This window comes from Streptomyces sp. HUAS TT7 (assembly GCF_051550175.1).
GTDB lineage: Bacteria > Actinomycetota > Actinomycetes > Streptomycetales > Streptomycetaceae > Streptomyces.
In genome coordinates, this window is sequence record NZ_CP196175.1 from 4,773,451 (window position 1) to 4,796,447 (window position 22,997).

At 71.1% G+C, this 22,997-nt stretch carries 16 protein-coding genes and 1 tRNA gene; 14 read left to right on the plus strand and 3 right to left on the minus strand.

The annotated features are described in order from the left end of the window. The first annotated feature begins 31 nt into the window (after window positions 1–31). The 11 genes from ACSHXC_RS21585 to ACSHXC_RS21635 all read left to right on the plus strand — a co-directional run bounded on the left by ACSHXC_RS21585 (window position 32) and on the right by ACSHXC_RS21635 (window position 16,672). A complete protein-coding gene (locus tag ACSHXC_RS21585; RefSeq protein WP_053728100.1) occupies window positions 32–385 on the plus strand; it encodes an STAS domain-containing protein in 354 nt (117 codons plus the stop codon). A gap of 105 nt (window positions 386–490) precedes the next feature. Beyond that, window positions 491–940 (plus strand): ATP-binding protein, encoded by a 450-nt coding sequence (locus ACSHXC_RS21590; protein ID WP_438293160.1) that lies wholly within the window; start codon window positions 491–493, stop codon window positions 938–940. Between the two features lie 262 nt (window positions 941–1,202). Further along, a complete protein-coding gene (locus ACSHXC_RS21595) occupies window positions 1,203–3,596 on the plus strand; it encodes a sodium-translocating pyrophosphatase (RefSeq protein ID WP_438293161.1) in 2,394 nt (797 codons plus the stop codon). A gap of 168 nt (window positions 3,597–3,764) precedes the next feature. After that, a complete protein-coding gene (locus ACSHXC_RS21600; protein WP_438293162.1) occupies window positions 3,765–4,424 on the plus strand; it encodes a small secreted protein in 660 nt (219 codons plus the stop codon). 97 nt (window positions 4,425–4,521) lie between these two features. Beyond that, window positions 4,522–6,021, plus strand: a complete 1,500-nt coding sequence (locus ACSHXC_RS21605) for a DUF7059 domain-containing protein (RefSeq protein ID WP_438293163.1) — start codon at window positions 4,522–4,524, stop codon at window positions 6,019–6,021. 681 nt (window positions 6,022–6,702) lie between these two features. Beyond that, a complete protein-coding gene (locus ACSHXC_RS21610; protein WP_438293164.1) occupies window positions 6,703–6,918 on the plus strand; it encodes a hypothetical protein in 216 nt (71 codons plus the stop codon). A gap of 188 nt (window positions 6,919–7,106) precedes the next feature. Next, entirely contained in the window at window positions 7,107–9,944 is a 2,838-nt protein-coding gene (topA, locus tag ACSHXC_RS21615; protein ID WP_438293165.1) for a type I DNA topoisomerase, read from the plus strand. A 142-nt stretch (window positions 9,945–10,086) separates the two neighbouring features. Next, on the plus strand, window positions 10,087–13,374 hold the full coding sequence (gene tmk / locus ACSHXC_RS21620; protein ID WP_438293166.1) for a dTMP kinase: 3,288 nt from the start codon (window positions 10,087–10,089) through the stop codon (window positions 13,372–13,374). Between the two features lie 243 nt (window positions 13,375–13,617). After that, complete coding sequence (locus ACSHXC_RS21625) at window positions 13,618–14,823, plus strand: DNA polymerase III subunit delta' (RefSeq protein WP_438296738.1); 1,206 nt, start codon at window positions 13,618–13,620, stop codon at window positions 14,821–14,823. A 121-nt stretch (window positions 14,824–14,944) separates the two neighbouring features. Further along, the gene (locus tag ACSHXC_RS21630; protein ID WP_438293167.1) at window positions 14,945–16,504 is read left to right on the plus strand and encodes an alpha/beta hydrolase; all 1,560 of its coding nucleotides are present in this window, start codon (window positions 14,945–14,947) and stop codon (window positions 16,502–16,504) included. A gap of 94 nt (window positions 16,505–16,598) precedes the next feature. Beyond that, window positions 16,599–16,672: transfer RNA gene (locus tag ACSHXC_RS21635), tRNA-Thr, on the plus strand. Window positions 16,673–16,960: 288 nt separating this feature from the next. Here the strand turns inward: ACSHXC_RS21635 and ACSHXC_RS21640 are convergent. The 3 genes from ACSHXC_RS21640 to ACSHXC_RS21650 form a co-directional block, all read right to left on the minus strand. Next, window positions 16,961–17,281 carry a hypothetical protein gene (locus ACSHXC_RS21640; protein WP_438293168.1) on the minus strand — a complete coding sequence of 107 codons (321 nt, stop codon included), beginning with the start codon at window positions 17,279–17,281 and terminating at the stop codon, window positions 16,961–16,963. A 100-nt stretch (window positions 17,282–17,381) separates the two neighbouring features. After that, complete coding sequence (locus tag ACSHXC_RS21645; protein WP_438293169.1) at window positions 17,382–18,641, minus strand: MFS transporter; 1,260 nt, start codon at window positions 18,639–18,641, stop codon at window positions 17,382–17,384. Beyond that, window positions 18,638–20,047, minus strand: coding sequence for a GH1 family beta-glucosidase (locus tag ACSHXC_RS21650; protein ID WP_438293170.1), 1,410 nt, complete (start codon window positions 20,045–20,047; stop codon window positions 18,638–18,640). The genes ACSHXC_RS21645 and ACSHXC_RS21650 overlap by 4 nt, the downstream gene beginning before the upstream one ends. Window positions 20,048–20,261: 214 nt before the next feature. Here ACSHXC_RS21650 and ACSHXC_RS21655 point away from each other — a divergent pair, with 214 nt between their 5' ends. From ACSHXC_RS21655 to ACSHXC_RS21665, 3 genes are all read left to right on the plus strand, one after another. Then, a complete protein-coding gene (locus ACSHXC_RS21655; protein WP_438293171.1) occupies window positions 20,262–20,918 on the plus strand; it encodes a histidine phosphatase family protein in 657 nt (218 codons plus the stop codon). 167 nt (window positions 20,919–21,085) lie between these two features. Next, window positions 21,086–21,670 (plus strand): SigE family RNA polymerase sigma factor, encoded by a 585-nt coding sequence (locus ACSHXC_RS21660; protein ID WP_438293172.1) that lies wholly within the window; start codon window positions 21,086–21,088, stop codon window positions 21,668–21,670. A 77-nt stretch (window positions 21,671–21,747) separates the two neighbouring features. Continuing rightward, window positions 21,748–22,986 carry a hypothetical protein gene (locus ACSHXC_RS21665; RefSeq protein ID WP_438293173.1) on the plus strand — a complete coding sequence of 413 codons (1,239 nt, stop codon included), beginning with the start codon at window positions 21,748–21,750 and terminating at the stop codon, window positions 22,984–22,986. Window positions 22,987–22,997 lie beyond the last annotated feature (11 nt).

Sequence of the window (22,997 nt, forward strand, 5' to 3'; positions counted from 1 at the left end):
GGCCGCTCGATAGCAAGGTGCTGGAGGATCCGTGGACCTGTCCCTGTCGACTCGCAATGTGTCCGGCCCTGGTGGCGACCGTACGGTCGTCGAGGTCGGTGGCGAGATTGATGTGTATACCGCGCCCAAGCTGCGCGAGCAGTTGGTCGAGTTGGTGAACGACGGCAGCTACCACCTGGTTGTCGACATGGAGGGCGTGGACTTCCTCGACTCCACCGGCCTGGGTGTGCTCGTCGGTGGGCTCAAGCGTGTGCGCGCGCACGAGGGCTCGCTGCGCCTGGTCTGCAACCAGGAGCGCATTTTGAAGATCTTCCGGATCACTGGGCTCACCAAGGTGTTCCCGATCCACGGCTCGGTCGACGAGGCCGTCAACGCGACCGACTGACGGTGGCCGTCCGAGGACGGCTCCGGAGGAAGGACAGGGGCGCCGGGCGGCACGTTGGCCCGGGGCCCCTGAGATGTACGCCCGTACGTTCGAGGGGGATCGCCAATGGCCACCGTTGAACTCCGTTTCAGTGCCCAGCCCGAGCACGTCAGGACGGCCCGTCTGGTGGCGGCCGCCGTGGCGCGCCGGGCCGGGGTCGACGAGGCAGTGCTCGACGAGGTCAGACTCGCCGTCGGCGAGGCGTGCAGCCGTGCCGTGGGGCTGCACCGCGCGCACGGCATCGAGGCCCCTGTCCGCGTCGTCCTGACCGAGGAGGAGAAGCTGTTCTCCATCGAGGTCGGCGACGAGGTGCCGGGGTCGGGCGGCGGCGCCTCGGCGGTGCCGGGGGTGCGCGGCGGCCCGTCGCCGGACGACGAGCTCGACGACGGCGCGGAGGACGAAATGGGCCTCGCTGTCATCAGTGGTCTTGTGGACGATGTGGAGGTCACCTCCGGCGAGTCCGGTGGTGTCATCCGGATGAGCTGGCCGACCACACCGGCCACGGTGCTTCCCTGATCCACTTCTTTTCGATATTGGGACGGGCCCTGCTGAGCAGGGCCTTTTTCATTTCCCGAGCAAGATTTCCGAGTCTCGTACCTAGATCGTCGATCAAGCGTCAATGCTTTTGCCCCATTACCGCTTTCGGGGGCATTCTCGTGTCCGGATCTCTCTCTGATGAGCCGATGAAGGTCAATTCCATTTGCGGCGCCCTGTTTTGATCGTGTTCCGCTACCTACAATCCGTCCACATCTTGAGCTCTGAGCGTCAAGGAGGACGAATGGCGGGGCTCTTCAACCCAACGGAACTCGACCACCCCACATCCCTGGCTGCCGCGGTACTGACCGACGGCAACCGCATGATCGTGATCGTCATCGCGGCTGTCGCGCTGGCGGCCCTGATCGTGGCGCAATTGCTGGTGCGCCAAGTCCTCGCGGCCGGCGAGGGCACCGATTCGATGAAGAAGATCGCGGCTGCCGTACAGGAAGGCGCAAATGCCTATCTGACCCGGCAGTTGCGCACCCTCGGCATCTTCGCCGTCGTGGTGTTCTTCCTGCTGTTCCTGCTGCCGTCCGACAACTGGTCGCAGCGCGTAGGCCGTTCCGTGTTCTTCCTGATCGGCGCCGTCTTCTCGGCGACGACGGGATACATCGGGATGCGCCTCGCCGTGCGCGCGAATGTGCGCGTCGCGGCAGCCGCCCGAGAGGCGACTCCCGCGGAAGGCGAACCCGAAAAGGATCTCACCACGGTCTCCCACAAGGCCATGAAGATCGCTTTCCGTACCGGCGGCGTCGTCGGCATGTTCACGGTGGGCCTCGGCCTGCTCGGCGCCTCGGTCGTCGTGCTCGTGTACGCGGCCGACGCCCCCAAGGTCCTGGAGGGGTTCGGCCTCGGCGCGGCCCTGATCGCGATGTTCATGCGTGTCGGCGGCGGCATCTTCACCAAGGCCGCCGACGTCGGCGCCGACCTGGTCGGCAAGGTCGAGCAGGGCATCCCGGAGGACGACCCGCGCAACGCCGCCACCATCGCGGACAACGTGGGCGACAACGTCGGCGACTGCGCCGGCATGGCGGCCGACCTGTTCGAGTCGTACGCCGTGACCCTGGTCGCGGCGCTGATCCTCGGCAAGGCGGCGTTCGGCGACTCGGGCCTCGCCTTCCCGCTGATCGTCCCGGCGATCGGCGTGGTCACCGCGATGATCGGCATCTTCGCGGTCGCCCCGCGGCGCGCCGACCGCAGCGGAATGTCGGCCATCAACCGCGGCTTCTTCATCTCCGCGGTGATCTCGATGGTCCTGGTGGCCGTCGCGGTCTTCGTCTATCTGCCGTCCTCGTACGCCAAGTTGAACGGCGTCACGGACGACGTGATCAAGAACCACAACGGCGACCCGCGGATCCTCGCACTCGTCGCCGTCGCCATCGGCATCGTGCTCGCGGCGCTGATCCAGCAGCTGACGGGGTACTTCACCGAGACGACCCGGCGTCCCGTCAAGGACATCGGCAAGTCCTCGCTCACGGGGCCCGCCACCGTCGTCCTGGCCGGTATCTCCATCGGCCTCGAATCGGCCGTCTACACCGCCCTGTTGATCGGCCTCGGCGTGTACGGGGCCTTCCTGCTCGGCGGCACCTCGGTCATGCTCGCGCTGTTCGCGGTGGCGCTGGCCGGTACCGGTCTGCTGACCACGGTCGGCGTGATCGTCGCCATGGACACCTTCGGCCCGGTCTCCGACAACGCCCAGGGCATCGCGGAGATGTCCGGCGACGTCCAGGGCGCCGGCGCCCAGGTGCTCACCGACCTGGACGCCGTGGGCAACACCACCAAGGCCATCACCAAGGGCATCGCGATCGCCACCGCCGTACTGGCGGCCGCGGCGCTCTACGGCTCCTTCAAGGACGCCATCGGGACGGCCGTCAACGACGTCCACGCCAAGGCGAGCGAGCTCACCTTGAGCATGGACATCTCACAGCCCAACAACCTGGTCGGCCTGATGCTGGGCGCGGCGGTCGTCTTCCTCTTCTCGGGGCTCGCGATCAACGCCGTGTCCCGGTCGGCCGGTTCGGTGGTCTTCGAGGTGCGGCGGCAGTTCCGCGAGCACCCCGGGATCATGGACTACACCGAGCAGCCGGAGTACGGGCGAGTCGTCGACATCTGTACGAAGGACGCGCTCCGCGAGCTGGCAACCCCCGGCCTGCTCGCGGTGCTCGCGCCCATCGCGGTCGGCTTCACGCTCGGCGTCGGAGCCCTCGGCTCCTACCTCGCGGGCGCGATCGGCACCGGCACCCTGATGGCGGTCTTCCTCGCCAACTCGGGCGGCGCCTGGGACAACGCCAAGAAACTGGTCGAGGACGGCCACTTCGGCGGCAAGGGCAGCGAGGCCCACGCCGCCACGGTCATCGGCGACACCGTCGGCGACCCCTTCAAGGACACCGCGGGCCCCGCGATCAACCCGCTGCTCAAGGTCATGAACCTGGTGGCACTCCTGATCGCGCCGGCCATCGTGAAGTTCTCCTACGGAGGCGACGCGAACCCGGCCGTGCGAGGGATCGTGGCGGCGCTCGCCATCATCGTCATCGTCGGTGCGGTGTACGTCTCGAAGCGGCGCAGCGTGGCCGTGGGTGACGACGGCAACAACGAGCGGCTCGCGAAGTCGGCGGACCCGGCGGTGGTTTCGTAGCCGTAGATCGGGCAAAGGGCGGGCGGACGGTGGGGTTTGACACACCGTCCGCCCGTTCTGCTTGGTGCAAATGGCTGCAATAGGGGGCAGACCGCACGGACGGCAAGCGTTTGTCGCCCACTTGGCGTGTATGTTCCGGGGCCGAGAGCCTTGGAAGGGACCAAACCGGTGAACAAGAAGCTTGCAGCCGCACTGTCCGGCGGTGCGGTGCTGATGCTGACGTTGTCGGGCTGCAGCGACGATTCCAACAAGAAGGTCGACGACTGGGCGAAGACCTTCTGCAACACGGCCCAGCCCCAGTTCAAGAAGATCACCGACGCCAACGCCGCCATCCAGGCGCAGACGCGTGACGACAGCAAGCCGGCCGACGTGCAGAAGACCGACTCGGCCGCCTTCCAGCAGATCTCGGACGCCTACAAGGCCCTGGGCGTCGCTGTCGACAAGGCCGGTGCTCCGCCGGTCAAGGACGGCGCCACCACCCAGCAGGAGGCCGTCAAGGAACTGAACGCCTCCTCCGTGTCGTACGCGAACCTCAAGAAGAAGGTCGACGCGCTCAACGCCGGCGACCAGGCGGCGTTCGCCAAGGGCCTGGAGGACATCGCGACCGAGCTCGGCAAGATCAGCTCGACGGGTGACGCCTCTCTGAAGAAGCTGGAGTCCGGCGACATCGGCAAGGCCATGCAGAAGCAGCCCGGCTGCCAGAAGCAGACGCCGTCCGCCCCGGCGCCCTCGGGTTCGGGAGCGGGCGCCCCGGCCGCGTCGGCCTCGCCCTCGGGCTCCGCATCGCCTTCCGGCGCGGCCTCGTCCTCGGCGAGCCCGAAGTCGTAGCCCGTACGCGCCCTCGATCGTGGCCCGGCCCCCTCAGCGGGGGCCGGGCCACGGCCGTGATGGGGTGAATGTCAGTGGCAGCGGCCACAATGGCCGGGTGAGTACGACCCGTCTTCCCGCGCCCGATCACGCAGCCCGCCTGCGTGACGCCCTGCTCGCCGCCGCCTTCACCGCCGACGGCCTGCTCGACCTGCTCGGCGCGCCCGCGTACGCCGCGCTGGCCCGCAGCGAGACCGTCCCCGCCCTGCGCGCCACCCGCGGACAGGCGCCGCTCGACACGCTGGTGCGGCTCTTCCTGCTCCAGCAGCCCGTTGCGTACGAGAGCGCCCGCGCGGCCCTGCCGCTGGAGGAGGCCCTCGCCGACGGCTGGGTGGTCCGCGCCGGCGACGAGGTGCGGGCCACGGTCGATGTGCGGCCCTACGGCGGGCCCGAGGGGCAGGACTGGTTCATCGTCTCCGACCTGGGCTGCGCGGTCGGCGGCGCGGGCGGGGCGAGCGGCCGTGACGAAGCCATGGTGCTCGGCGTCGGCGGCGCGTCCACGACGCTGGCCGGCATCACGGTCCGGCGGCCCGTGGGCTCGGCACTCGACCTCGGGACCGGCTCCGGCATCCAGGCGCTGCACGCCGCCCAGCACGCCACCCGGGTCACCGCCACCGACCTGAACCCCCGCGCGCTCGACTTCACCCGGCTCACTCTCGCCCTGTCCGGCGCGCCGGAGGCCGAGCTGCGGACGGGCTCGCTGTACGAGCCGGTGGGGGAGGAGACGTACGACCTGATCGTGTCCAACCCGCCGTTCGTGATCTCGCCCGGCGCCCGGCTGACCTACCGGGACGGCGGAATGGGCGGGGACGATCTGTGCCGCACGCTCGTTCAGCAGGCGGGGGAGCGGCTCAACCCCGGCGGGTACGCCCAGTTCCTGGCCAACTGGCAGCACGTCGAGGGCGAGGAGTGGCAGGACCGGCTCCGCTCCTGGGTCCCGCGCGGCTGCGACGCCTGGATCGTGCAGCGCGAGGTCCAGGACATCACCCAGTACGCCGAGCTGTGGCTGCGCGACGCCGGGGACCACCACACCGACCCGGCCCGGTACGCGGAGCGCTACGAGGCGTGGCTGGACGAGTTCGAGGCGCGCAAGACCAAGGCGGTCGGCTTCGGCTGGATCACCCTGCGCCGCACGGACAGCGAGCAGCCGTCCATCGTGGCCGAGGAGTGGCCGCACCCGGTCGAGCAGCCGCTCGGCGACGCCGTGCACGCGCACTTCGAGCGGCAGGACTATCTGCGCCGCCACGACGATGCGGCGCTGCTCGCCGACCGGTTCCGCCTGGCCGACGAGGTGGTGCAGGAGCAGGTGGGGCTGCCGGGAGCGGAGGACCCGGAGCACGTGGTGCTGCGGCAGAACCGCGGCATGCGCCGGGCCACCAAGGTGGACACGGTGGGCGCCGGGTTCGCGGGCGTCTGCGACGGGGAGCTGCCGGCCGGACGGATCCTGGACGCGATCGCCCAGCTGATCGACGAGGACCCGGTACGGCTGAGGGACCGTACGCCGGAAGCGATCCGGCTCCTGGTCGAACAGGGCTTCCTGGAGCCGGTGGGGGAGTAGCCCGAGGGAGGAGGCGGCACGGGGGGAGATCCACCAGGCTTACTGGAATGGCGCGTTGACCGGCGGACGGCCGAGCATGCGCCGGCTCGTCGAGGCCGAAGTCCTGGTCGGGGCGCGGACGTTCGAGACTGGGGGCGACGGGTGGCTCGGGGTGCCGCTCGGCTCGGTGGCCTGCGGCAGCGCAAGTGCGTGGACGGGTCGTCACGACAAGGCAGTTGGCCGGTCCGCCGACCACGGCCGGCCGCGCCGACCCGGCTCCAGGCGATGCCCTCGTCGCCTGCTCGGCCTCCGGGCTCGCGCTCGGCGCGCTCGGCCTGCGCATGCGGGACGTGTTCCGCGTATCGAATGTGGCCAGTTCCGCTCTGCTGCTGCCCACCGGAGCGAACGTGCCCCGGCAGTCGCGGCCAGGGGGGACGCGTACGACGGGTGACGTACTGCCGCCGGCCCGACGGCGCATTCCAGCCGTCCCTCGCCGTGTTGATGGAGTGCAGCCGGTGGCGGGCCACGCCCGATGTGATGTGACGCTCGACGTCCCTCTGTGACGTGCGGCGCCTCGACGGGCTCCGACGAGAGAGGGATCTGGCTGAAATGTGCATGATCGGGTGACCGTTCACCCGGCGTTCTCCGGAATGCGGCCCCGGCTCTGCCTGGGGGTGCCGCGCCGTGACCAGGATCGCGCGCATGAACGCAATGGGTGGGACCGAGGCGGGGCCGGCCGTCTTCGCGGGAACAGTGTTCGTGCTGTTCGGGGGCGCTCTGCTGCTGTGGACGGCATCCTGCGTGCGCCGCCGCACGCCGGTCGCGCACGGCGTCTCACCGGTGGCCTCCGCCGTGCTGTCGAGTGTCTTCGGTGCGGCCTTCCTCATACTCGGCCTCTGGTGCTTCGCCCGAATCTAGACCGAAAGGGGATGAAACGCTTTTCGGAAGGCTTCGGGACGGTCCGGGCGGCAGGATCGCGGTAAGTCGGGTTACCGTTCGAGTGGCCGCTGCGGGCTTTTGCTGTTTGACACGGGGGCGGGTTGTACCGTCACACTCCGCAGCGTCATGTACTGACACCCGAGTGCCGACCGGAGAGAAGAGCGAAGTTGTCCCCGACCAGCGAGACCGCAAAGGGCGGCCGCCGACTCGTCATCGTCGAGTCTCCTGCCAAGGCGAAGACGATCAAGGGCTACCTCGGCCCCGGTTATGTCGTCGAGGCGAGCGTCGGGCACATCCGCGACCTGCCGAACGGCGCCGCCGAGGTGCCCGAGAAGTACACCGGCGAGGTGCGCCGTCTCGGTGTGGACGTCGAGCACGACTTCCAGCCGATCTACGTCGTCAACGCCGACAAGAAGGCCCAGGTCAGGAAGCTCAAGGAGCTTCTGGCCGAGTCCGACGAACTCTTCCTCGCCACCGATGAGGACCGCGAGGGCGAAGCCATCGCGTGGCACCTGCAGGAAGTTCTGAAGCCCAAGGTCCCGGTCCACCGGATGGTCTTCCACGAGATCACCAAGGACGCGATCCGGGACGCCGTCGCCAACCCGCGCGAGCTCAATCAGCGCATGGTCGACGCCCAGGAGACCCGCCGCATCCTCGACCGCCTCTACGGCTACGAGGTCTCGCCGGTCCTGTGGAAGAAGGTCATGCCGCGGCTGTCCGCCGGGCGCGTCCAGTCGGTGGCCACCCGACTCGTCGTGGAGCGGGAACGCGAGCGCATCGCGTTTCGTTCTGCTGAGTACTGGGACCTGACCGGGACGTTCTCCACCGGCCGGGCGGGCGACGCCTCCGACCCGTCCACGCTGGTGGCACGGCTCAACACGGTCGACGGCCGGCGCGTGGCGCAGGGCCGCGACTTCGGTCCCGACGGACAACTCAAGAGTGACGTCCTGCACCTGGACGAGGCGAACGCGCGGGCCCTGGCCGCAGCGCTTGCCGACTCCTCCTTCGCCGTGCGCTCGGTGGAGTCCAAGCCCTACCGCCGCTCGCCGTACGCCCCGTTCCGTACGACGACGATGCAGCAGGAGGCCTCGCGCAAGCTGGGCTTCGGCGCCAAGGCGACCATGCAGGTCGCGCAGAAGCTGTACGAGAACGGCTTCATCACCTATATGCGTACGGACTCCACGACGCTGTCCGACACGGCCATCGCGGCCGCCCGGGCTCAGGTGACGCAGCTGTACGGCGCCGACTACCTGCCGGACAAGCCGCGTACGTACGCCGGGAAGGTCAAGAACGCGCAGGAGGCGCACGAGGCGATCCGCCCTTCGGGTGATCGTTTCCGCACGCCGGCCGAGACCGGCCTGACCGGCGATCAGTTCCGGCTCTACGAGCTGATCTGGAAGCGGACCGTCGCCTCCCAGATGAAGGACGCGGTCGGCAACTCGGTGACCGTGAAGATCGCGGGGCGGGCGAGCGACGGCCGGCAGGCCGAGTTCACCGCGTCCGGCAAGACGATCACCTTCCACGGCTTCATGAAGGCCTACGTCGAAGGCGCGGACGACCCGAACGCCGAGCTCGACGACCGCGAGCGCCGGCTGCCGCAGGTGGCCGAGGGCGACTCCCTGTCGTCCGAGGAGATCTCGGTGGACGGCCACGCGACCAAGCCGCCGGCCCGCTACACCGAGGCCTCGCTGGTCAAGGAGCTGGAAGAGCGCGAGATCGGGCGTCCTTCGACGTACGCGTCGATCATCGGCACGATCCTGGACCGCGGATATGTGTTCAAGAAGGGCACGGCGCTCGTCCCGTCCTTCCTGAGCTTCGCCGTGGTCAACCTCCTGGAGAAGCACTTCGGCCGGCTCGTCGACTACGACTTCACCGCCAAGATGGAGGACGACCTCGACCGCATCGCGCGGGGCGAGGCCCAGGCGGTGCCGTGGCTGAAGCGCTTCTACTTCGGCGAGGGCGACGCGGCTACGGGCGGCTCCGCCTCGGCCGCCGGGAACGGCGACGGGGACCACCTCGGCGGGCTCAAGGAGCTCGTCACCGACCTCGGTGCGATCGACGCCCGCGAGATCTCCTCGTTCCCCGTCGGCGAGGGCATCGTGCTGCGCGTCGGCCGCTACGGCCCGTACGTCGAGCGCGGCGAGAAGGACTCCGAGGGCCACCAGCGCGCGGACGTCCCGGACGACCTGGCGCCCGACGAGCTGACCGTCGAGTACGCGGAGGAGCTGCTCGCCAAGCCGAGCGGCGACTTCGAGCTGGGCGCGGACCCGGTGAGCGGCCACCAGATCGTCGCCAAGGACGGGCGTTACGGCCCGTACGTCACCGAGATCCTGCCCGAGGGCACGCCGAAGACCGGCAAGAACGCGGTGAAGCCGCGGACCGCCTCGCTCTTCAAGTCGATGTCTCTCGACACGGTGACCCTGGACGACGCGCTCAAGCTCATGTCGCTGCCGCGCGTGGTCGGCGCGGACGCCGAGGGCGTCGAGATCACCGCGCAGAACGGGCGCTACGGGCCGTACCTGAAGAAGGGCACCGACTCGCGCTCCCTGGAGACCGAGGACCAGCTCTTCTCCATCACGCTCGAAGAGGCGCTGGCGATCTACGCCCAGCCCAAGCAGCGTGGCCGCGCCGCCGCCAAGCCGCCGCTCAAGGAGCTCGGCGTCGACCCGGTCAGCGAGAAGCCGGTCGTGGTGAAGGACGGCCGCTTCGGCCCGTACGTCACCGACGGCGAGACCAACGCGACGCTGCGGACCGCCGACAGCGTCGAGGAGATCACGCCGGAGCGCGGCTTCGAGCTGCTCGCCGAGAAGCGTGCCAAGGGCCCGGCCAAGAAGACGGCGAAGAAGGCCCCCGCCAAGAAGACCGCAGCCAAGAAGACCGCCGCGAAGAAGGCTCCGGCCAAGAAGACGGCGGCCGCGAAGAAGACCGCGGCGTCCAAGACGACCGCGGCCAAGAAGGCTCCCGCGAAGAAGACCGCGGCCAAGAAGGCCACGGCTTCGGAGTAGGTCCGAGGGCTGACGGGGGGTCGGGGCACACGCCCCCGGCCCCCCGTTCCGCGCTGAGCCGCGGTGGAGCCCGAGTCGCGTCGCCCGCCCATATGTTCGGGCACCCCCGCGAGGACCGGCGCGCTCCGGATAGGCTGGGCGGATGACGCGAGGAGCCGAGCACCCCCCAAGCTCTGAAGGAGTCGTGAGCCCCATTTCCGACGCCCTGGCCGCAGACTCACGCGAGCGCGCCGTACGCGCCCTGCTGCGCATCCCTCCGCTGCGGCGGTTGTGGAGCGCACAGCTCGTCGGCGGGATCGGCGACGCGCTCGCCGTACTCGTCACGCTGCTGCTGGCGTTGCAGGCCGCGGTGGAGCAGCAGTCCTTCGGCGGCGGATACCGCGGAGCGGCGTTCGCCGTCGCCGCGGTGCTCGGCGCCCGGGTGTTCGCGACGGTGCTCTTCGGGGCCGCGCTCCTTGGCCCGGTCTCCGCGCTGACCGCGCCGAACGGGCCGCTCGACCGGCGCTGGACGATGGTCGGCGCCGACGGAGTACGGGCCGCGCTGCTGATCGTCGCCCCGCTGTGGATCGACTGGACGCCGGCCAACGCCCTGCTCCTCATCCTCGTCACCGCGTTCCTCGCAGGGGTTGCCGAACGGTTCTGGACGGTCGCCAAGGAGAGCGCGGCACCCGCCCTGCTGCCCGCGCCTCCTTTGGAGGGCGCCGCCGTCCGGCCGCTGCCGGACCACCTGGACGCGCTGCGCAGGCTCTCGCTGCGTACGACGTTCGTGTCGATCCCGCTGGGTGCCGCCGGCCTGCTCGTCGCGGCGCTGGTGAGCAATCTGCTCGGGACGGGCATCGACTGGTTCAAGCTGCACCAGGCCGCGCTCGGCTCGTACCTCGCCGCCGGGCTCTTCGCCGCGTCGATCTCCGTGGTCGCGCTGCTCGAACTGCCCGACACCCAGACGCCGCGGGCCCGTTCGCCACTTGAGGGGCTGCGCAGGCCGAGCACCGGAAACGGCCCCGACAAGGGACGTACCGGCGCTGTCCCGCTGCTCGTGCTCGCTTGCGCCACCGTCGCTGCCGCCATCGCCGCGGCCGCCTCGGTCGCCGTGCTGCACGCCGTGGACCTGGGCGGCGGCCCGGCCGCGTTCGCCCTCCTGATCCTCACCCTGACCGGTGGCACGGTGCTCGGCATCCGTACCGCCACCAAGATCCTTCCGGTGCTCTCCCGGCGCCGCCTGCTCTCCCTCGCGATCGCCGTCACCGGCGTCTCGCTGCTCGCCATGGGCCTCGTCCCGGACCTCGCGACCGTGCTGCTCATCGCGCTGATCGCGGGCGTCGCCGCCGGTGTCGCCGCGAACACCGGGCACGTACTGATCGACCAGGAGACCGAGGAGTACCGCAGGGCCCGCACCACCGAGCACCTCCAGGCGGTCGTACGGGTCTCGATAGGGCTCGGCGCCATCGTCGCGCCGCTGCTCGCCGCGGCCATCGGCAGCCACCGCGTCGAGTCGGGCTCGTTCGTCTTCGCGCACGGCGGCGCCGGATTCACGCTGATGCTGGTCGGCGCGCTGCTCCTGCCCATGGCCGCGGTCGTCCTCGCCAAGGCCGACGACCGCCAGGGCGTGCCGCTGCGGCGCGACCTGGCCGACGCGGTGCGCGGCGCCGACCCGGTCCAGGCACCCGCCGCGACCGGCTTCTTCATCGCACTGGAGGGCGGCGACGGGGCAGGCAAGTCCACCCAGGCCGAGGCGCTCGCCGAGTGGATCCGGGCCAAGGGCCACGAGGTCGTCGTGACGCGTGAGCCCGGTGCGACGCCGGTGGGCAAGCGGCTGCGGTCGATCCTGCTCGACGTGTCGTCGGCCGGTCTCTCCAACCGCGCCGAGGCGCTGCTGTACGCCGCCGACCGCGCGGAGCACGTCGACTCGCTGGTGCGCCCCGCCCTGGAGCGCGGCGCGATCGTCATCTCGGACCGGTACATCGACTCGTCCGTGGCCTACCAAGGGGCCGGTCGTGATCTGTCCCCGACCGAAGTTGCCCGGATCAACCGGTGGGCAACTGGCGGACTTGTTCCGAATCTGACCGTTCTGCTTGATGTTTCGCCCGAAACGGCGCGCGAGCGCTTTACGGAGGCGCCGGACAGGCTGGAGTCGGAGCCGCCGGAGTTCCACGGACGGGTGAGGTCGGGGTTCCTCACCCTGGCCGCCGCCGACCCTTCGCGCTACCTGGTGGTCGACGCCGGCCAGGAGCCGGAAGCCGTCACCACGGTCGTACGCCACCGGCTCGACCAGATGCTGCCGCTCTCCGAGGCCGAGGTCAGGGCGCAGGAGGAGGCGCGCAAGAAGGCCGAGGAAGCGGCCCGCAAGCGCGCCGAGGAAGAGGCCGCGCGCAAGGCCGAGGAGGAGCGCCTGGAGCGCGAGCGCCAGGCACAGCTCGCCAAGCTCCGCGCCGAGGAGGAAGAGCGCAAGCGGCGCGAGCTCGAAGAGGCGCGCCTGCGTGAGGAGGAGCGTCAGGCGGAGGAGGCCCGGCAGCGGGCCGAGGAGGCCAGGCGCCTCGCCGAGGAGGAGCGCGTACGGCGCGAGGCCGAGGAGAAGGCGCGCGCGGCCGAGCAGGAACGCCTGCGTCAGCAGGCGGAGGAGGAAGCCCGGCTGCGCGCCGAGGCGGAGGCGCGCCGGCTGGAGAAGCAGCGCAAGGCCGAGGAGGCGCTGCTGCGCGCGGAGGAGGCGCGCCGGCTGGCCGAGGCAGCGGCGGTTGCCGCGGCGGCGGAGGCGGCTGCCAAGGAGGCCGGTTCGGCCGCGTCCCGTTCGGCGGGGTCGACCGGTGCGGCTGCGGCGAACGCGTCCGGGGCGGTCGGCTCTGCAGGCTCTGCTGGTTCCGGCAGGTCGTCCGGCCCTGCCGCCTCGCCCGGCTCGGCCCGTTCCGCCGATGCTTCGGAGTCGGAGGTCACCGTGGAGACCCCGGTGGTCAGCCCGAATGAAGTGACCCAGTCGGTGCCGGTCGCCGAACCCAACGAGGTCACCCAGCCCGTGCCGGTGGCCGAGCCGCATGGGGCGAGTGGGGCGGGGGCCAAGTCCGGGCGCGCCTCCGACGCCGAGGAGACGACCGTTCTGCCGTCGGTGCCGGACGCGGGCCGGAACGCCGGCCGCGATGCCCGGGCCGCCGACGAGACCGCGGTGCTGCCGCCGGTGCGCGGCACCGATCCGGCCGACCGGGTGCCGCCGGGCCTCTTCCGCGACGAGCGGGAGGCCGGGCACCAGGCCGACGGCGGCAACGAGCGCACGCGTGAACTGCCGCAGATCGACCCGGAGACGGGCCAGGAGCGGCCGCGTCGGCGTTCGGACTGGGCGGAGGAGACCCCGCTGGACGACCTGCCGACGCTCGCGGACGAACTGCTCGGCCCGCGCGACGACGAGGACGACAACCCGCGCGGCGGCCGCCGCAGGCGCTGACCGGCCGGGCCCCGCCGGGGTGGGGTCGGCCGAAGCCCCGGCATTCGTGCTGGCACGCAGAGGAAGTTGCGTGCCAGCACGATCGTTTCCGGGGCCGGAATTTTCTAGAGTTCTGAGTGCCGCAGGACGGGCGAGCACCACCGCACTCTCCTGACCTGTGGGGTTTTGCCCGCTGGCGTCCGTTGTCAGTGGGGTGGCGCACAATGGGGCGCAGCAGTGACCGCAGGTACGGAGGGGCAGTCGATGGCCGTATGGGACGACCTGGTGGGCCAGGAGCGGGTGCAGGAGCAGCTGGGTGCCGCCGCCCGGGATGCCGATGCGCTCGTCACCGCCGAGCGTTCCGGTCAGCCGCGCCCCGAGGCGTCGAAGATGACGCACGCCTGGCTGTTCACCGGCCCGCCCGGCTCGGGCGGCCCCACCGCGGCCCGCGCGTTCGCCGCGGCTCTCCAGTGCGTCAGCCCGGACCGCGCGCTCGGCGGCGCACCGGGCTGCGGCTTCTGCGACGGATGTCATACGGCTCTGATCGGTACGCACGCCGATGTCACGGTCATCACCACCGAGGGCCTCACCATCGGCGTCAAGCAGACCCGCGAGCTGGTGCGGGGCGCCCAGATGTCGCCGTCCGGCGGCCGCTGGCAGGTGATCATCGTCGAGGACGCCGACCGGTTCACCGAGCAGGCCGCCAACGCCGTCCTCAAGGCCGTGGAGGAGCCCGCCCCCCGCACGGTGTGGCTGCTGTGCGCGCCCTCCTTGGAGGATGTGCTGCCCACCATCAAGTCCCGCTGCCGCCACCTCACCCTGCGCACGCCCCCGGTCGAAGCGGTCGCCGACGTGCTGATCCGGCGCGACGGCATCGAGCCCGAGGCCGCGTATGCGGCGGCCCGCGCCACCCAGGGCCACATCGGCCGGGCCCGCCGCCTGGCCACCGACGCCTCGGCCCGGGCCCGGCGGGCCGCGGTCCTCAAGGTGCCGCTGCGGGTCGACGACGTGGGCGGCTGCCTCAAGGCCGCACAGGAGCTGGTCGACACCGCCGCGGAGGACGCCAAGCAGATGGCGGAGGAGGTCGACGTCAAGGAGACCGAGGACCTCAAGGCCGCGATGGGCGGGGTCGCCGGCGGCCGCATGCCGCGCGGCACCGCCGGGGTGATGAAGGAGCTGGAGGACAAGCAGAAGCGCCGCAAGACCCGCACGCAGCGCGACAGCCTGGACCTCGCGCTCACCGAGCTGACCGGCTTCTACCGGGACGTCCTCGCACTGCAACTGGGCACCAGAGCAGCCATCGCCAACGAGGACGTACGGGACGCGGTGGAGCGGATCGCCCGTGCGTCCGGCCCCGAGCGCACCCTGCGCCGCATCGAGTCGATCCTGGCGTGCCGCGACGCCCTGGACCGCAACGTGGCCCCGCTCCTGGCGGTGGAGTCGATGACACTCGCCCTGCGAGCGGGCTGAAACCGGCGGGGGTGACCGACCATGGGGGATGCCGGGACGGGCGAGGTTGACGGGATCACCCGTACGAGCCGCACCGTCGCGCAGCGCATGCATCACGTCACCGGGCGGATACGCTCCGGAGATGGACTCCAGGCGCCTGCTCCGTACTTCAGCCATCGCCGCCGCGACGGCCGGCCTGCTCATCTCCGGCTGCTCGTCGGGCACTTCGTCCACGTCCGCGACCGCCTCTCCGCACGCCGCGACGAAGGCGGGCCCCGCCGACGCCTCGACGGCCGAGCATCTCGCCCCGTACTACACGCAGAAGCTGAGCTGGCGGGCGTGCGGTGTCGGGAAGTTCGAGTGCGCCACGATGAAGGCGCCGCTCGACTACGCGAAACCCACCGGGCCCTCGGTGGACCTCGCGGTGGCCCGGGTGAAGGCGACCGGTCCCGGCAAACGGATCGGATCACTCATGGTCAACCCGGGCGGCCCGGGCGGCTCGGCGGTCGGCTACCTCCAGTCGTACGCGGGCATCGGCTACCCCGCGCCGGTCCGGGCCCGCTACGACATGGTGGCCGTGGACCCGCGCGGCGTGGCCCGCAGCGAACCCGTCGAATGCCTCACGGGCAAGGAGATGGACGCGTACACGCAGGTAGACCAGACCCCCGACGACCCGGCCGAACAGGCCGCCCTGGCCAAGGCGTTCAAGAACTTCGCGGACGGCTGCGAGGCCAAGTCCAGCAAGGTCCTGCCCCATGTCTCCACGATCGAGGCGGCCCGGGACATGGACATCCTGAGGGCCGTCCTCGGCGACCAGAAGCTGTACTACGTCGGCGCCTCGTACGGAACGTTCCTGGGGGCGACGTACGCGGAGCTCTTCCCCTCCCGCACCGGCCGCCTGGTCCTCGACGGCGCGATGGACCCGTCCCTCTCCTCGCTCGACATGAACCGCGAGCAGACGGCAGGGTTCGAGACGGCCTTCCAGTCCTTCGCGGCGGACTGCATCAAGCAGAAGGACTGCCCCCTCGGCGCGGACTCCGTCACGGACGCCTCGGACCGTCTGCGGAAATTCTTCAAGGCCACCGACGCCAAGCCGATCGCCACCGGCCAGAGCCGCCAGCTCAGCGAGTCCCTGGCCACCACGGGCGTGATCGCCGCGATGTACGACCAGGCGGCGTGGCCCGAGCTGCGCACCGCGCTGACCCGCGCCATGAACGGCGACGGCGCGGGCCTGCTGGCCCTGGCGGACTCGTACTACGAGCGCGACACGAGCGGCAAGTACGCGAACCTGATGTTCGCCAACGCCGCCGTGAACTGCCTGGACCTGCCACCGTCCTTCGCCGGCCCGGCCGATGTGACGGCGACGCTGCCCGCCTTCGAGCAGGCCTCCCCGGTGTTCGGCGACGGCTTCGCCTGGTCCGGCCTGAACTGCACGTACTGGCCGGTCAAGGCCACCGGCACCCCGCACCGCATCGAGGCGAAGGGCGCCGCCCCGATCCTGGTCGTCGGCACCACCCGCGATCCGGCGACCCCCTACAAGTGGGCCGAGTCCCTAGCCGCCCAGCTCTCCTCCGGCACCCTCCTCACCTACGAGGGCGACGGCCACACCGCGTACGGCCGCGGCAGCGACTGCATCGACACCGCCATCAACACCTACCTCCTCGACGGCACCCCACCGGCAAAGGGAAAGCGCTGCTCATAGCCCGGAGGGCGCCGCCACGACCTTGGTCGGGAGCACTCCAGAAACTGTGTAGACTTGGCGACGCTGCTGCTCGCACCATGGTGCGCAGAGCGGTGCCGCCTTAGCTCAGTTGGCCAGAGCAACGCACTCGTAATGCGTAGGTCTCGGGTTCGAATCCCGAAGGCGGCTCTGTGGAAGCCCCAGGACTCACTCGCCGTGACCTGGGGCTTTTGCTTTTTTCGGGTGGGGCCACTGCGGCTCTGCGTGTTTCTTCGTGATGCGGATCTGACATGCCCGGCGGGCGACGGCTCCTACGAGGAGAGCGATCAGGATCGCTCCCCCAGTCGATGACGGGGGAGGCCGGGGAAGAAGGCGAGTGTGCCCGCCGTGCCGACGAGAAAGGCGACGGTGCCGGCGCGACGGTGTTCGCCTGCCCAGGCGGGGTCGTGAGGCGCGGCGTCGGGAGTCATGTGCGGCTCACTTGGTGGTGTGGCGGCATGGGGTGTCCCGCCGTACGCCGTTGGCGTGGAGGCTGGCGCACGCCTTGCCGTAACGGGGAAGCTTCGGTGGGGCGTTGTTCCTCATCGGGTCGATCTCGCACTCGTTGTGGGGCCTGCCGCGTGAGGTGCGGTACCTCCGGTTGCCGATGTCCGCGTAGGTGAAGTCGATCCGCCAGTTGCAGAAGCCGCTGTGCAGTGCACCGACGAAGCCGCAGCCGACCCCGGCGTTCCGGTAGGTGATGGTCCTGCCGCCGCCGCGGATGATGTGGGTGAACATGCAGCCTGTCGGGGCCTGCATGGTGCTGGCGGTGGCGTCATCGCCGCTGCGGCGACGGTGGCCATGGCTGCTGGGCTCGCTAGGCCTCTGCGCGGGCACCGGGCGGAGCGCCGCCCGTCCCTCACCCCACCCCCCGAATCCGCCCCACCAGCAAAGACCCGCCCACCCCGATCGCCCCCGCCAGTGCGTACAGCACCCCGTAGCCGCCCAGGTGCGTCACGACCGGGGCTGCTATTGCGGGGGCCAGGACCTGGGGGAGGGCGTTGGCTATGTTGATGAGGCCCAGGTCGCGGCCTCGGTCGGTGGCGCTGGGCAGGACGTCGGTCAGGAGGGCGAAGTCGACCGAGGTGTATACGCCGTAGCCGACCCCGAGCACCAGGGAGGCCACCACCGCGCCCGTCCAGGTCTGCCACACCGCGAGCAGCAGCGTCGCCGCCGAGATCACCAGGCCGGACCACACCACGAACACCTTGCGCCGACCCGTGCGGTCCGACCAGATGCCGCCGATCACCACCGTGCCGAGCAGCGTCACCGCGTCCAGCGCGGTCAGGATGAGCACCCCCGTGTCCGCGTCGCCCTCGTAGTGGACCGCGTCGGTCAGGTAGTACAGCAGGTACATCGTGCTGATCGAGTACGACAGGTTCATCAGGAAGCGCGTCAGCCACGCCCAGCCGAAGTCCGGGAAGCGGCGAGGGTCGATCCAGAAGCCGGATATGAACTCCCGCCAGTTGAAAGGGAGTTGGTCGGCCGGCAGGAGGCGGCTGTCTCTGCGCATCGCCGCGTACGGCACCACCGCCAGGAGCGAGAACGCCGCGCACACCACGTACCCCGCGCTGATTCCGCCGGCCACCGTCGCCAGCGCCGTGCCCATCAGGATGCCGCCCACCTGCGACACGCCCAGCCAGCCGCCCACCATGCCGCGCCGGCGGGGCGGGACCTGGTCCGGGACCGCGGCCGTCAGTGCGGCGAACGACGCGTTCAGCGCCAGCTGCACCAGGCACCAGCCCGCCGCCATCACCGCCACGCCCGGCGCCCACGCCAGGATCAGGAGTCCCGCGACCCCGCCCGCGCCGCCCGCCGCCACCCACGGGATCCGGCGGCCCACCCTCGCCGTCGTGCGGTCCGACAGCGCCCCGAACACCGGGTTCGCCACCATCGACACGGCCGCGCCCATTCCCGTCACCAGGGCGAGAGTTGACGCTTTGTGATCGGGTGTGAAGTGTTCGGCCTGGCGGGCCAGGAGCAGTTGCAGCGGGCCGAACCAGCCCACCCACACCCCCAGGTTGGCCAGCGACAGTGCCCCCACCCAGCGCCCGCCGGGCCGCTCCCCCTCGCCCGGCCTCGGCCTGCCCAGGGCTCTGGCCCCGGGCTCCGCTGTCACCGCCCGCCCTCGTCGGCGGCATCCGCGACCGCGCCCCGGATGACATCGCGATACCAGGCGTACGAGGCCTTCGGTGTGCGCGCCAGGGTGTCGTAGTCGACGTGGACCAGGCCGAAGCGCTGTCGGTAGCCCTCCGCCCACTCGAAGTTGTCCAGGATCGACCAGATGAAGTAGCCGCGTACGTCCACGCCCTCCGCGATCGCCCGGTGCAGGGCGCGCAGATGGCCGTCGTGGTACGCGATCCGCCGGGCGTCGTCCACCCGCCCGTCGTCGGCCGGGTCGGGGCCGTCGCCGTACGAGCAGCCGTTCTCGGTGATGAGGAGCGGGGGGAGTGAATCGCCGTACCGGGCGCGGAAGGTGAGCAGCAGCTCGTGCAGGCCGTCGGGGACGACGGGCCAGCCGAAGTCCGTGCGCTCGTGACCCTCGATCTCGTGCAGGCCGAAGGGGAGGTCCGGCGGGAGTTCGATCCCGGCCAGGGTCGTTACCGCGTCCGGCTTCGGCGCGCCCACCAGCGCCGGGTTGTAGTAGTTGATCCCGTACCAGTCGAGGGGAGTCGCGATGACCTTCAGGTCCTCGGCGACCGGGCCCGGCATCAGTTCGGCCCAGCCCTCGGGGTAGGTGCCGGTCAGGATCGGGTCGGCGAAGAGGCGGTTCATCAGCGTGTCGTACAGCTCGGCCGCCGCGCGGTCCTCGTCCGTGTCGCCCGCCGTCCACACCGGGCTGTGCGAGGCCGCGATGCCGATCTCCCGCGCCCCGGCGGCCCGCAGCGCCTCGACTCCCGTGCCGTGGGCCAGGAGTTGGTGGTGTGCGACCGGCAGCGCGTCGAAGATCAGCCGCTTGCCGGGGGCGTGTTCGCCGAGCCCGTACCCGAGGAGCGTGATCTCGGCCGGCTCGTTGAGGGTGATCCAGCGCGGCACCCGGTCCGCGAGCCGCTCCGCGACGATCGAGGCGTACGAGGCGAACCGCTGCGCAGTGTCCCGGTTCAGCCAGCCGCCGCGCTCCTCAAGGGCGAGGGGGGTGTCCCAGTGGAACAGGGTGGGGACGGGGGTGATCCCGGCGGTGCACAATTCGTCGACCAGGCGGTCGTAGAAGTCGAGGCCCTGTTGGTTGACGGGGCCTTCGCCGGCCGGCTGGACCCGGGACCACGAGACCGAGAACCGGTAAGCCCCGACGCCCAGTTGGGCCATGAGCTCGACGTCCTCGCGGTAGCGGTGGTAGTGGTCGGTGGTCCTGTCCGCGTGCGAGCCGTCCTTGATCCGGCCCGGGTCCTTGGTGAACGCGTCCCAGGTCGAGGGGCCCCGGCCGTCGGTGTCCACCGCGCCCTCGATCTGGAACGCGGAGGCGGACACCCCCCACAGAAAACCGGACGGGAAGGCGGGCAGCGGCGGCAGGAGCGGCGGCGTCATGGGGGAACCTTTGGGCCCGGGGATGTGTCCTGTCAATGGAAAGTGAACAATTTTCAGGTTCTGGGGCTCGGGTCCTGGAGTCGGTTCCAGGGTCCGGGGTTCAGGTTCCGGGGCTCCGGTTCTGGAGTCGGTTCCAGGGTTCAGGTTTCTGGGGTCTGTTCCAGAGCTCGGACCAGGGTTCAAGTTTTTCAGAGTTCGCACAGGGAGCAGTAGCTTGCAGCACTCCGTACCGCCCGCCGCCACCCGCTACCTCTACCTCGCCCGGCACGGCGACGCCGGGCACGAGGGGCCCGCGCTGACCGACGCGGGGCGGCGCCAGGCCGCGTTGCTCGGGCGGCGGCTCGCCCGGGTGCCGTTGGACGCCGTGCACCACGGGCCGCTCGGCCGGGCCGCCGAGACCGCGCGGCTGATCGCCACCGAGCTGGACGGCGTGGCGGCGACGGAGGCCGATTGGGCCGGGGATTACGTGCCGTACTGGCCGGAGCGGGGCGAGCTCCCGGAATCGGACGCCGACCGCATCCTCGACTTCCTCGGCGACCCGGAACCGGCCGAGCGGGAGGCCGGGCCCCGGCTCGTGCGGGAGGCGATGGCACACTGCACCGGGCCCGTCGCCGGTGCCTCTCCGCGTCATGAACTCGTCGTCACCCACACCTTCCTCATCGGCTGGCTGGTGCGCGCCGCGCTCGACGCCCCGGGCTGGCGCTGGATCGGGCTGAACCACTGCAACGCCGCCCTGACCGTCATCCGGTACGCCCCCGACCGGCCCGCCTCCGTGCTGCTCTATAACGACATGGCGCACCTGCCGGCCGAGCTGAAGTGGACGGGGTTCCCGAAGGAGTTCGGGGCTGAGTTCGGCGGGCTGGGGGTCTGAGGACCGCCCATCCGCAGGCCGTGGCCCTCCGCCCCGAAAACCCGGGTGAAACATTGCGGGGGGCCTCGCGCGTCAGTGGGGTGTAGGGGGAGAACGAGCAACGGGCGGGGGCGGGGCGGGCCGTGAGGCAGCCGTGGAGACAGGGGAGGCCGGGCCCATCCGGCGTAGTGCGTGGCCCGGACAGCCCGGACAGCCCGGACAGCCCGGACAGCCCGGACAGCCCGGATCGGTCCGGGCGGCCCGTCCGAACCGGCCGGGCCGAGGAGTTCCGGGAGTTCGCGACCGGGCGCGCGGGGCAGCTCTTCCGGTCCGCCTGCCTGCTGACCAGCGGGGACACCCATCTCGCCGAGGACCTCGTGCAGGAGACGCTGGCCCGGATGTACGCGCTGTGGGGGCGCGTCTCCCGGATCGACAACCCGGCCGGCTATGCGCAGACCGTGCTCGTACGGACCTTCCTCACCCACCGTCGGCGCCGCTCGGCCACCGAACGGCCGCTCGGCGAACTCCCCGACCGCGCGACGGACGGCGGCGAGGACCCGGTGCTGCGCGTGGCCCTGCTCGACGCGCTGGGGCAGCTGTCGCCCAAGGACCGGGCGGTCATCGTGCTCCGCTACTGGGAGGACCGCAGCATCGAGGAGACGGCGGACGCCATGAACGTCAGCTCGGCCGCCGTCCGCACCCGCTCGGTGCGAGCCCTGACCAAGCTCCGCGAACGCCTCGGCGGCTCCCTCGCGGAGTACGCCGACCACTGACACCCGGCGTCAACCCCCTTGTCGCAACCGGCAGTTACGGCACTTTCAGTCATCTGAACAGGAAGGCGTGGTTTGTCATGCCCTTTGAGGACCGGCTCGGCGAGGCCATGCGCCACACCGGAGACAGCTTCGAACTCGGCGACCGGCGCGACCTGGTGGAGTCCGGCCTGATCCGGGGCCGTCGCCGACTGGCCCGGCGCCGCACGGCCGCCGTCACCGGCAGCGTGCTCGCGCTCGCCACCGTGGGGCTCGGCGGTGCGTACGCCGCCGGGCTCGTCGGGGGCGGGGGCGGCGGCTCCTCGGTGGCCGCGCCGTCGACGCGGCAGGCGGACGGGGCCACGAGCGGCGAGGAGATGGTCTCGCTCTTCAAGTCGCTGCTGCCTGCGGGCGGCGCCGTGACCAAGGAGCAGGGGAGCGGTCCGGGGGATCTGCGGGCCTCCGGCAAACCGGGGGCCTCGTATGCGGCGTCCGTGTCCGGGGTGTTCGACGACGGGAACGGGCCCGGGCTCATCGCGCTCGGGGTGAGAAGGGTCGATCCGGCAGCCTCGTCCAGCGGGGAGCAGGTCGCCTGTCCCGCCAAGGCCCTCGTGGACCACGACTCCTGTCAGACGGAGCAACGGCCCGACGGCTCCCGGTACATGCTGCTCCAGGGCTACGAGAACCCCAACAGGAGCGACTCGGCCAAGGCCTGGCGGGCCGTCCTGCTCACCCCGAAGGGCACCCTGATCGACGCGAGCGAGTGGAACGCGCCCGCCCAGAAGGGCTCCCCGGCCGGCCGGGAGACCCCGCCGCTCACCGCCGGGCAGCTCAAGGCCCTGGTCGTCTCGCCCAAGTGGCTCTCGGTCGCGGACACTCTCCGTGCGCCCGAGAAGGCGGACAGGCCCGTTGGCAGCGGGCCCTCCGCCGAGGCGGTCCAGAAGCAGCTCATCGCGCTGCTCCCGGCGGGCAGGGGCCTCAAGGCCGTCGAGAGGGGCGGCCAGGACGGCTACGCCTTCGTCGTGGTCGACGACGGCAGGGGCAAGAGCCTGGTGCAGATCAATGTGCAGACCGGGATGTCGGACGTCCGCCCGGAAGGTACGACCTCGACCCTGCCGGACGGCACCGTGATCGGCCTGGCGAAGAAGTCGGGCGAGAAGGGCGGCGCCGGGGTGGCCATGTGGATCGCCGACACCGTGCGGCCCGACGGATTCAGGGTCGTCATCTCCGCCTTCAATACCGGAAACCAGAACAAGGAGGCCACCCGTCCCGAGCCCGCCCTCACCCTGGACGAGCTGAAGAAGATCGCCCTCGACCCGCGCTGGGTCACCCTCAAGTGAGCTGTGGACGG

Bases quoted from the DNA above. Each gene is read 5' to 3' on its own strand.
- ACSHXC_RS21630 (WP_438293167.1), top strand. From the start codon at position 14,945: ATGGACTCCAGGCGCCTGCTCCGTACTTCAGCCATCGCCGCCGCGACG.
- ACSHXC_RS21590 (WP_438293160.1), top strand. From the start codon at position 491: ATGGCCACCGTTGAACTCCGTTTCAGTGCCCAGCCCGAGCACGTCAGG.
- ACSHXC_RS21610 (WP_438293164.1), top strand. From the start codon at position 6,703: ATGAACGCAATGGGTGGGACCGAGGCGGGGCCGGCCGTCTTCGCGGGA.
- ACSHXC_RS21625 (WP_438296738.1), top strand. From the start codon at position 13,618: ATGGCCGTATGGGACGACCTGGTGGGCCAGGAGCGGGTGCAGGAGCAG.
- ACSHXC_RS21665 (WP_438293173.1), top strand. From the start codon at position 21,748: ATGCCCTTTGAGGACCGGCTCGGCGAGGCCATGCGCCACACCGGAGAC.
- ACSHXC_RS21595 (WP_438293161.1), top strand. From the start codon at position 1,203: ATGGCGGGGCTCTTCAACCCAACGGAACTCGACCACCCCACATCCCTG.
- ACSHXC_RS21650 (WP_438293170.1), bottom strand. From the start codon at position 20,047: ATGACGCCGCCGCTCCTGCCGCCGCTGCCCGCCTTCCCGTCCGGTTTT.
- ACSHXC_RS21640 (WP_438293168.1), bottom strand. From the start codon at position 17,281: ATGCAGGCCCCGACAGGCTGCATGTTCACCCACATCATCCGCGGCGGC.
- tmk (WP_438293166.1), top strand. From the start codon at position 10,087: ATGACGCGAGGAGCCGAGCACCCCCCAAGCTCTGAAGGAGTCGTGAGC.